16 protein-coding genes are annotated in these 9,172 nt (G+C 63.6%); 13 read left to right on the top strand and 3 right to left on the bottom strand.

Annotated elements, in window-relative coordinates; genetic code table 11:
• The first annotated feature begins 6 nt into the window (after positions 1–6).
• Genes nifX through hspQ form a run of 5 tightly spaced genes read left to right on the top strand, consistent with a single transcriptional unit; the run spans position 7 to position 1,734 of the window.
• Positions 7–402, top strand: coding sequence for a nitrogen fixation protein NifX (nifX, locus tag SE92_RS10800; protein ID WP_063195682.1), 396 nt, complete (start codon positions 7–9; stop codon positions 400–402).
• A gap of 11 nt (positions 403–413) precedes the next feature.
• Entirely contained in the window at positions 414–884 is a 471-nt protein-coding gene (locus SE92_RS10795) for a NifX-associated nitrogen fixation protein (protein WP_063195681.1), read from the top strand.
• 8 nt (positions 885–892) lie between these two features.
• Positions 893–1,093 carry a CCE_0567 family metalloprotein gene (locus SE92_RS10790; protein ID WP_063195680.1) on the top strand — a complete coding sequence of 67 codons (201 nt, stop codon included), beginning with the start codon at positions 893–895 and terminating at the stop codon, positions 1,091–1,093.
• A gap of 13 nt (positions 1,094–1,106) precedes the next feature.
• Positions 1,107–1,394 carry a ferredoxin III, nif-specific gene (fdxB, locus tag SE92_RS10785; protein WP_063195679.1) on the top strand — a complete coding sequence of 96 codons (288 nt, stop codon included), beginning with the start codon at positions 1,107–1,109 and terminating at the stop codon, positions 1,392–1,394.
• 22 nt (positions 1,395–1,416) lie between these two features.
• Complete coding sequence (gene hspQ / locus SE92_RS10780; protein ID WP_063195678.1) at positions 1,417–1,734, top strand: heat shock protein HspQ; 318 nt, start codon at positions 1,417–1,419, stop codon at positions 1,732–1,734.
• A gap of 25 nt (positions 1,735–1,759) precedes the next feature.
• Here the strand turns inward: hspQ and SE92_RS10775 are convergent, their stop codons facing one another.
• Together SE92_RS10775 and SE92_RS10770 are read right to left on the bottom strand one after the other, a co-directional pair.
• Positions 1,760–2,074, bottom strand: coding sequence for a hypothetical protein (locus SE92_RS10775; protein WP_063195677.1), 315 nt, complete (start codon positions 2,072–2,074; stop codon positions 1,760–1,762).
• Positions 2,074–2,523, bottom strand: a complete 450-nt coding sequence (locus SE92_RS10770; RefSeq protein WP_063203456.1) for a hypothetical protein — start codon at positions 2,521–2,523, stop codon at positions 2,074–2,076. Before SE92_RS10770 ends, SE92_RS10775 begins: the two co-directional genes overlap by 1 nt.
• Before the next feature lie 260 nt (positions 2,524–2,783).
• On the opposite strand from SE92_RS10770, the gene SE92_RS10765 reads away from it, so the two are divergent.
• A complete protein-coding gene (locus SE92_RS10765; RefSeq protein ID WP_063195676.1) occupies positions 2,784–3,188 on the top strand; it encodes a Rieske (2Fe-2S) protein in 405 nt (134 codons plus the stop codon).
• Between the two features lie 10 nt (positions 3,189–3,198).
• Here SE92_RS10765 and SE92_RS10760 read toward each other — a convergent pair whose 3' ends face one another.
• Positions 3,199–3,789 carry a hypothetical protein gene (locus tag SE92_RS10760; protein ID WP_063195675.1) on the bottom strand — a complete coding sequence of 197 codons (591 nt, stop codon included), beginning with the start codon at positions 3,787–3,789 and terminating at the stop codon, positions 3,199–3,201.
• A gap of 333 nt (positions 3,790–4,122) precedes the next feature.
• On the opposite strand from SE92_RS10760, the gene SE92_RS10755 reads away from it, so the two are divergent.
• From SE92_RS10755 to SE92_RS10725, 7 genes are all read left to right on the top strand, one after another.
• Positions 4,123–4,443 (top strand): iron-sulfur cluster assembly accessory protein, encoded by a 321-nt coding sequence (locus tag SE92_RS10755; RefSeq protein WP_063195674.1) that lies wholly within the window; start codon positions 4,123–4,125, stop codon positions 4,441–4,443.
• 41 nt (positions 4,444–4,484) lie between these two features.
• Positions 4,485–4,778, top strand: a complete 294-nt coding sequence (locus SE92_RS10750; protein ID WP_063195673.1) for a NifU family protein — start codon at positions 4,485–4,487, stop codon at positions 4,776–4,778.
• A 28-nt stretch (positions 4,779–4,806) separates the two neighbouring features.
• Complete coding sequence (nifS, locus tag SE92_RS10745; protein ID WP_063195672.1) at positions 4,807–6,003, top strand: cysteine desulfurase NifS; 1,197 nt, start codon at positions 4,807–4,809, stop codon at positions 6,001–6,003.
• Positions 6,000–6,221, top strand: a complete 222-nt coding sequence (gene nifT, locus SE92_RS10740; protein WP_063195671.1) for a putative nitrogen fixation protein NifT — start codon at positions 6,000–6,002, stop codon at positions 6,219–6,221. The genes nifS and nifT overlap by 4 nt, the downstream gene beginning before the upstream one ends.
• Entirely contained in the window at positions 6,221–7,087 is an 867-nt protein-coding gene (locus tag SE92_RS10735) for an SIR2 family NAD-dependent protein deacylase (protein ID WP_063195670.1), read from the top strand. Before nifT ends, SE92_RS10735 begins: the two co-directional genes overlap by 1 nt.
• Positions 7,088–7,364: 277 nt before the next feature.
• Complete coding sequence (gene nifB, locus SE92_RS10730; RefSeq protein ID WP_063195669.1) at positions 7,365–8,927, top strand: nitrogenase cofactor biosynthesis protein NifB; 1,563 nt, start codon at positions 7,365–7,367, stop codon at positions 8,925–8,927.
• Positions 8,928–8,937: 10 nt separating this feature from the next.
• Complete coding sequence (locus SE92_RS10725; RefSeq protein WP_063195668.1) at positions 8,938–9,162, top strand: 4Fe-4S binding protein; 225 nt, start codon at positions 8,938–8,940, stop codon at positions 9,160–9,162.
• Positions 9,163–9,172: the final 10 nt, after the last annotated feature.

The raw sequence follows: 9,172 nt of genomic DNA, 5'->3' as shown, positions 1-9,172 counted from the left end.
AGATCGATGAAAGTCGCCTTTGCCACCCAGGATCTGATGCGCGTCGATGCGCATTTCGGCTGGGCCAAGAACATCGCCATCTACGACGTCAGCCCCGAAGGGCACCGCTTCGTCGAGGCCATCCAGTTCGACGGCGACCTCAAGGAGGACGGCAACGAGGACAAGCTGGCGCCGAAGATCGAGGCGATCAAGGATTGCACGATCCTCTATGTCGCGGCGATCGGCGGCTCCGGCGCGGCGCGGGTCGTCGCCAACAACATCCACCCGATGAAGGTGGCGCAGCCCGAAGCGATCGCCGATCTCTGCGTCAAGCTCGAGGACGTTCTGAAGGGCACGCCGCCGCCCTGGCTGCGCAAGGTCCTCGCCAAGGATCAGGAACGCAGCTTTGATTTGGAAGACTGAGGGGAAACATCATGACCGAAGCGGCTGAACTCGTTGAACCGGACGCAGCGGCCAATGCGCCGTTCATCAAGGAACTCGTCAGTGTGTGGCGGGCCCAGGACACCCACGGTGCCTGGGAGGGCAAGAAGGACCTCGATCTGCTCGAGCCCTACATTCTCGACAAGGAGAAGCGGCGCGCCTTGCCGATCGTCGGCGACCCCGATCCGGACACGATCTGGCGGATGGAGTTGTTCTTCAACGCGGTCGCACTGTCGGTCGAGAAGGCGACCGGGGTGATGATCTCGCCGATGCTGAAGATGCATCACGAGGGATTCGGCCGCATGGTCCTGATCGGCGGTCGTCTCATCGTCGTCAACAAGCAGCTGCGCGACGTGCATCGCTACGGCTTCGACAATTTGGCCAAGCTCGCCGCCGAGGGCGACAAATACGTCGCCGGCGCCGTCGAGATGATCCGAAAATTCCCCGACGTGGCAAACTATTGAGGTTAAGCATGAGCGATCCTGAAACCTTGAAGGCCGAGATCAAGAAGCTGTCGGCCAAGGCCACGCAGGCCAAGATGGACCTCCACGATCTCTCCGAGGAGCTTCCGATCAACTGGACCTCCATTCTGGGCGTGGCTCAGAAGGCCCACGACGCTTTCTCCGAGCTGGAGCGCAAGCGCGAGGAACTCAAGTCGCTGGAAAAGGCCTGACCGGATCCCGACCATGTCCCATGCAACCCGCGACGGCCGCGATTGGAGGCCGGATTACCTGGTCTCGATCGACCCGAAGAAGTGCATCGGCTGCGGCCGCTGCTACAAGGTCTGCGGCCGCGAGGTCATGACGCTGAAAGGCCTCAACGAGGACGGCGAGATGATCGACCTCGATGACGACGACGACGAGGTCGAGAAGAAGGTCATGGTCATGAATGACGACGGCGCCTGCATCGGTTGCGGCGCCTGTGCCCGGGTCTGCCCGACCAATTGCCAGACCCATGCCCCTGCGGCGGCCTGAGGGCAGCGGGGCCGGACGAACGATGACCAAGACACAGTTCGCCAGATACAATATCGGCCAGGTGATCCGGCATCGTCTCTATGCGATGCGCGGTGTCATCTTCGACGTCGACACGTCATTTGCGGGGACGGATGGAGAACCGGTGACCAACGGGACGGCAACCGGTCTGATCTACCGGCTGTTTGCCGAGGACGACGAGGTCCCCTATGTGGCAAGTATCGCCGAACGTGACCTCGAGCCCGACGATTCCGGCGAGCCGGTCCGACATCCCGGAATCGGGGCAATGTTCGAGGTCGGCGAGGCGGGCGCCTATCGACGGCGCAGACAGCTGATCAATTGACGTGTGACGAACGGCGTCCTCCGCCTCACTCGATCCCCTGCTCACGCGCCTTCATCATTGCAGCGATGCGGAAGCGTTCGTGGATCGCCACGGGATTGGCGAGCATGTCGGCTTCCGCCCGCCTGAACGCGGCGAAGACGATTTCGGCTTCCTCTTGGGTCAGCGGCACGCGGCCGGCCATGTGGGTTGCCTCCGGTGCGGCAGCGTGGATCGCGCGGCGATAGGGATGATCCTTCACCTCGATCAGCTCGTTCGCTTCGAGCTTGCCGCCCAGCGTGATCGCGAGCCCGACGACCTCGAGCCTGCGGCCGTCCTGCGTGGTCTTGACCAGGATCGCCATCACGGCACCATCGGCATGGCAAAGCCCGGGCGGGGATGAGCGTCGTAGTAATCGGGCCGCTCCGGCCAGCCGCCCTCGGCGATGAGCTTGAACGCAGTGATCTTGACCGGCGCGCCTTGCGAGCACGAGACCTCGGCGAACTTGACCTCGCGCGGGCCGGGACCAGCCGAGAAATCCGCCACCACGCTTCCGTCCGCGTTGCAGGCGCGGGCAAAGCCCGGCGTGCCGACACTGCTGGCCGGCACAGGATTGGCAACGAGATTGACACCGCCGGCGTCGCCACCAAAGGCAGGGCTCGCGAACTTGAACGTGGCGAGCACGCCGCTGCGATCGACCGGACGATCGGCGGTGATTGGGCGTGCGACCGAATAGACGGTCAGCGTGCCGCCATCGAGCAGCGCCTTGATCTCGTCTTCGGAGCAGGCGGCGAATTCGGACGCGACGTGCATGTCATTCTCCATACCAACGGGCCTGGAGAATCAACATCAATTTCCGTGCCACGTTATGCCTGCTCTCGGGAGGCGCGTCGGCACCGGAATACGACGGAATAGGCTCGCAACGCCGCCCCTATGCCGAGCCTGGCCGAATTGCCCCGACAGTGGGGGAGCGCACGTGTCGACTTCCGTACAAAACAAGTGGAGCGCACTCCGCCGCGCCTAGCGCGATTCTTGCAATGCCCTCGAAACATTCGGCCGCGAGAGAGGACGGCATGGACCAGAATACCGCCTATGCGATCTGCGCCTTCAACGACATTCCGAGCCAGCGGGCGATCGGCTTTCATCTCATGATCGTCGGCGAGGACGGAGCACCGCGGCCCTGGCCGATCGTGATCGTGCGCTGGGGCAGGCAGGTGTTCGGCTATCTCAACCGCTGCCCGCACAATGGCGTGAATCTGGACTGGGAACGTAACCAGTTCCTGGACGGCACCGGCACCCGGCTGCTGTGCGGCAAGCATGGCGCCACCTTCGAGCTCGGCACCGGCCGTTGTGTCGATGGGCCGTGCAAGGGCGAGAGCCTGACGCCGATCGCACTCGCCGTGCTCGACGGCGATGTCTGCGTCACCGGCGTAACGCTGGTCGAGGACGACGAGACGGCTTGCGGGGAAGAGATCTGACGCCGATGCGTCAGACCGGGCGGTTCTCGTTGCGGTTTTTCACCGGCTCCATCTTCGCGACGCCGTCTTCGAAGGAGATCTCGGTATAAGAGCCGTCGAGATCCTTTGCAGCGTCGAGCAGATAGTCGAGCTTGCCGGCGGTATCGAGCTTCTTGATGTCGTTCTTGTCGACGCCGGCGAGGTCCATCATCTCCTTCCACACCGTCGATTCGTCGCACGGCAAGACCTGGAACTCGATGTCGCCGATCCTGGTGCGGTATTTCGCCAGGAAGTCGATGTTGTTGCAGAACATGAAATAGCTGCCCTTCGGGCTCAGCGCACCGTCCAATACTTTCGCGACGTCAGCGAGATAGGCGTAGGAGTGCAGGTAACCGGCGAGCACCGGTATAGTCGGTTCTCCTTCCTGCGCCACGGTCAGCACCTGCTCGATCGAATAATCCGGCGGACGTTTCTCGTCGGCGACCTGGGCCTGGAATTTCAGCGCGATATCGCCGCGAAAGCCGAAGCGCCCCGGCTTGGTCGTATCGCCCTTCAGCACCGCGTTCAGCAGCCGGCCCTCCTTATCCAGGCGGCCAAGGGCGGTGTTGTCGATCGACGTCATGAATCTCTCCTGGTTTCATCTGCCACGCGGCTGTTGGCCTGCGCGAAGGCTTCGATGGCCCTTATGCAAGGAGTTTGCCGACTGTGCGCGCAGCGCCGAAAGTGCGAATGCGGCGTGAATCCGTACCGGTTTGCGTGGCCGCTGCGGAGCGTCCGGTATCGCGTTGCCAATTCCGTTTGTCCCGGCACCGCCAAGGCCGCGTGTCGCAAAGCCGACAGGCGTCGCAAAGGCAACAACCCAGCGACCGACGAAAACGCAGCAGTTTCAGACGCATGCGCTCTGGCACGGGACTTGCGATCCTTCGTTGCAAGGGACCCAGACAGCGAGGGCGAGATGATCAACCTGACGGACAGTGCGGTAAATGCGGTGAAGACCGCGATCTCCTCGGCGGCGCAGCCGGCTAGCGGCTTGCGCATCATGGTCGAAACCGGTGGCTGCGCCGGCTTCAAATACATGATGGGTATCGCCGAGGAGGCCAAGCCCGACGATACCGTGATCGAGCGCGGCGGCGTGAAAGTGTTCGTCGACAACCAGAGCCACGAGCATCTCGACGGCACCACGATCGACTTCGTCGTCGCGCTGGAGGGCTCCGGCTTCACCTTCGACAATCCCAACGCGAAGTCGAGCTGCTCCTGCGGCAAGTCGTTCAGCTGAGCCGTCTCCTTCGATCAGATCCGCAACAAAGAGAATGTGAAATGCTCGTCGAATCCGAACACCTGAAACAGCCGCCGGCCGCCGAACCTTCGGGCCGCGAGCAGATCGTGCGCGCCGTGCTCGACGAGATCCGGCCGAATCTCAAGCGCGACGGCGGCGATTGCGAGCTGCTCGAGATCGACGGCAACAAGATCATGGTCAGGCTCACCGGAGCCTGCGTGTTCTGCAAGCTCGCCAGCGCGACGCTGGAGGGCATCCAGGCACGCCTAATCGAACGGCTTGGCGAGTTCGTTCGCCTGATCCCCGTTGCCGGAGCGGCCAAGCCTCGTCACTGAGCAGGCCCGACACCGAGAGAGGGATTCCGTGCGGCCGATCTACCTCGACAACAACGCGACGACCCGCACGGACCCTTCCGTCGTCGCGGCAATGCTGCCGTTCTTCTCCGAGCAGTTCGGCAATGCGTCGTCAGTGCATACCTTCGGCAGCGGCGTTGCCCAGGCGGTGAGGCAGGCGCGGCGCAGTGTCCAGGGTCTGATCGGCGCTGCGTTCGATCACGAGATCGTCTTCACCTCGGGCGGTTCCGAATCTGACAACGCCGCGATCCTGTCGGCGCTCGCCGTGCAGGAAGGACGCGACGAGATCGTTACCACGGCCGTCGAACATCCTGCGGTGCTGTCGCTGCTCGAGGATCTCGCGCGACGCGGCATCAAGAGCCATCTCGTCCCCGTGGACAGACGCGGCCGGCTCGACATCGAGGCCTACAGGCGCGCGCTCGGCCCTCGCACTGCGGTTGCGTCCGTGATGTGGGCCAATAACGAGACCGGCACGATCTTTCCGGTCGAGTTCCTGGCGAAGATGGCCCGCTCCGCCGGCGCACTGTTTCACACCGATGCGGTGCAGGCGGTCGGACGGATTCCGATCGATTTGAAGGCTACCGAGATCGACATGCTGTCGCTGTCAGGCCACAAGCTGCACGGTCCCAAGGGGATCGGCGCGCTTTATGTGCGCAAGGGGGCGAAATTCAAGCCGCTGATCCAGGGCGGTCCGCAGGAGCGCCGCCGCCGTGCCGGCACCGAAAACGTTCCCGGCATCGTCGGCCTGGGCAAGGCGGCCGAGCTCGCCGGAACGCAGCTGGAGCAGGAGCGGACCGGGGTCGCCGCGCTGCGCGACCGGGTGGAGCAGGGGATCCTGCAATTCGGCCACTGCATGGTGCTCGGCGACGTCAAAAGCCGGCTGCCGAATACGTCGAACATCGCCTTCGAGCATATCGAGGGCGAGGCGATCATCCACCATCTGAATCGGGCCGGCATTGCCGCCTCGCTGGGATCGGCCTGCGCTTCCGGCTCGATGGAGCCCTCGCACGTGCTGCGTGCAATGAACGTGCCGTCGCAGGCGCTGCGCGGCGCGATCCGCTTCTCGCTGTCCCGCGAAACCACGGCCGACGAGATCGACCGCGTCCTGCACGTGCTGCCGGACATCCTATCGAAACTGAGAGCATTGTCTCCGTCCTGGCAAGAGCGCGCGAGCGACACCTCTCTGACCGAGGAGCTCAGCCTGTGAAAGTCATGATTCGCCGTTCGCCCGAGACCGGGCTGTCGATCTACGTGCCGAAGAAGGACCTCGAGGAACCGATCGTCGAATCCGAGCACGAGAATTTGTGGGGCGGCTGGATCAGGATCGCCAATGGCTGGGTGCTCGACTTGCCCCAAATGGCTGACGATACCAGGCTACCGATCACGATCAATGCGAAGAAGCGCGGCGGAGATGGAGACGAGTGATGAACGCACCGGTCCCCCAGATCGATTTCGCCAATCCCGCCGACGCCGAGGCCATCCTCGGCAGCGTCGTCGCGCGCATGCGCGCCGGCGACGTCATTCCCTATCTCGGGCCCGGTGTCGCCGAATTGGCGGCGCCGGCGGTGCCGATGAATCCAGAGGCGCTGGCGGCCTTCCTCGGCACCAAGGTCGCGCTGCCGCGGCGCGCCAGGGGCAACGCCTGGGCGGCGGCGCAGCACATCGAAAGCACGCGCCATCGTGCCACCGTTACCGCACTGATGACGGAAGCCTTCGCAACACCCGTTGAGCCCACGGCGCTGCAGCGTCATCTCGCCGCGCTGCCGCTGCCGCTTATCGTCGATAGTTGGTATGACGGCGCGATGCGCAGCGCCTTCGGCGAGCGCCGCGATTGGGGCGAGATCCAGGGCATCACCCGCGCCGGCATCGGCGAGGACCGCTGGTATCGCTTCTACGACGCGGCCGGCCGGGAGGTTGATCGCGCGGAGGCCAAGGGCTGGACCACGATCCTTTACAAGCCTCATGGCAGCGTCGCGCCGGCGAAGAACTTCCTGATCTCGGACGCCGACTATGTCGAAGTGCTGACGGAGATCGACATTCAGACGCCGATTCCGGACGAAGTGAAGGCGCGGCGCACCGGCCGCAGCTTCCTGTTCCTCGGCTGTCGCTTCAACGACCAGCTCCTGCGTACCTATGCAAGGCAGGTGTCCAAGCGCTCGGCTGAGAGTCATTATGCGGTGGTCGAACCCGATGCGCTCTCGAAAAACGAGCTGCGCTTCCTCGTGAACCAGGGCCTGACCCCGCTCGCCATTCCACTTCCGCGCGCCATCGAGATCGTGCTGGCGGGGTGATCTTCATTGCATCGCCCGACCTGGTCTCGCTGCGTGACCGTCGCGCGGCGAGATCAAGCTTGGCATTTGTGCGCATCGTCGACGACGTCGCGCCTGTCACCTTTCCAACACGCGTTGGCAATCCGACATTCTCCGACGTTTGCGCTAAGTCCTTGAAGAAGGCCGCGAAAGTCGAGCCGCGCAGCGATGGCATGCGGGTTGCTAATACCTTTCTAGAACGACTCTTAGGACGCTTCTCGAAAACCAGATCTGTTCGGCCTGCAAGGAGAACTGAACGATGGATGCTTCAGCGCAAAGCGAAGTGAGCAACGGCGGCAACGTGGCCGAGATCGGCGAGATCATGCAGAACATCGCCGAGCACAAGGGCTGCGGCACCAGCGGCGGCAGCGGCAAGGCGAGCTGCGGATCGCAGGCCGGGCAGGGCGATCTGCCGACCGAGATCTGGGAGAAGGTGAAGAACCATCCCTGCTACAGCGAAGAGGCGCATCATCACTACGCGCGCATGCACGTCGCGGTCGCGCCGGCCTGCAACATCCAGTGCAACTATTGCAATCGCAAATACGACTGCGCCAATGAATCGCGCCCCGGCGTGGTCAGCGAGAAGCTGACGCCGGAGCAGGCCGCCAAGAAGGTGCTCGCGGTCGCCTCCACCATCCCGCAGATGACGGTGCTTGGAATTGCCGGTCCCGGCGATCCGCTGGCCAATCCGGAAAAGACCTTCAAGACCTTCGAGCTGATCTACAACACGGCGCCCGACATCAAGCTGTGCCTGTCGACCAACGGCCTCATGCTGCCCGACCACGTCGACACCATCGCGAAGTACAACGTCGACCACGTCACCATCACCATCAACATGGTCGATCCCGAGATCGGCGCGAAGATCTATCCCTGGATCTTCTACAAGCACAAGCGCTACACCGGCTATGAAGCCGCCAAGATCCTGACGGACCGCCAGCTCCAGGGGCTGGAGATGCTCACCGAGCGCGGCATCCTCTGCAAGGTCAACTCGGTGATGATCCCGGGGATCAACGACCAGCACCTGGTCGAGGTCAACAAGGCGGTGAAATCGCGCGGCGCCTTCCTGCACAACATCATGCCGCTGATCTCCGCGCCCGAGCACGGCACCGTGTTCGGTCTGAACGGGCAGCGCGGTCCGAGCGCGCAGGAGCTGAAGGCGCTGCAGGATTCCTGCGAAGGCGAGATGAACATGATGCGGCACTGCCGCCAGTGTCGCGCCGACGCGGTCGGCCTGCTTGGCGAAGACCGCAGCGCCGAGTTCACCACCGAGAAGATCATGGCGATGGAGGTGAAGTACGACGCCGAGACCCGCAAGGCCTACCAGGAGAAGGTCGAGGAGGAGCGCGTCGCCAAGGTCGTGGCAAAGCAGGAGGAGCTCGCCGAGCTGGCAGGTGCGTCCAGCGACATCAAGGTATTGGCCGCGGTCGCGACCAAGGGCTCCGGCCTGATCAACGAGCACTTTGGCCATGCCAAGGAGTTCCAGGTCTACGAGCTCTCCACCGCAGGCGCGAAATTCGTCGGCCATCGCCGCGTCGACCTCTATTGCCAGGGCGGCTACGGCGAGGAGGACAGCCTCCAGACCATCATCCGTGCCATCAACGACTGCCATGCAGTGTTCGTGGCCAAGATCGGCGGCTGCCCCAAGGGGGACCTGATCAACGCCGGGATCGAGCCGGTCGATCAATACGCCCATGAGTTCATCGAGAAGTCGGCGATCGCCTGGTTCAAGGCCTATCTCGACAAGGTGAACAGCGGCGAGATCGAGCATGTCGAGCGGGGCGACGCGGCCATCCGCCAGGGCGCGCTGATCTCGGCGGCTTGAGGAGGACCCGATGCCGTTCAAGATCATCGCTTCGCAGTGCACGAGCTGCTCGGCTTGCGAGCCGGAATGTCCGAATGTCGCGATCCGCGAAAAGGGCGGGACGTTCGTGATCGATCCGAAGAAGTGTACCGAGTGCCTGGGGCATTTCGACGAACCGCAATGCGTGGCGGTCTGCCCGGTCGACAATACCTGCGTCATCGATATGTCGCTGCCGCGCTACCAGGCGCCGGCCTGAGGGAGGAAAG

This window comes from Bradyrhizobium sp. AT1 (genome assembly GCF_001590795.1).
Taxonomy (GTDB): Bacteria; Pseudomonadota; Alphaproteobacteria; order Rhizobiales; family Xanthobacteraceae; genus Bradyrhizobium.
This window is presented reverse-complemented; position numbering and strand designations above follow the sequence as displayed.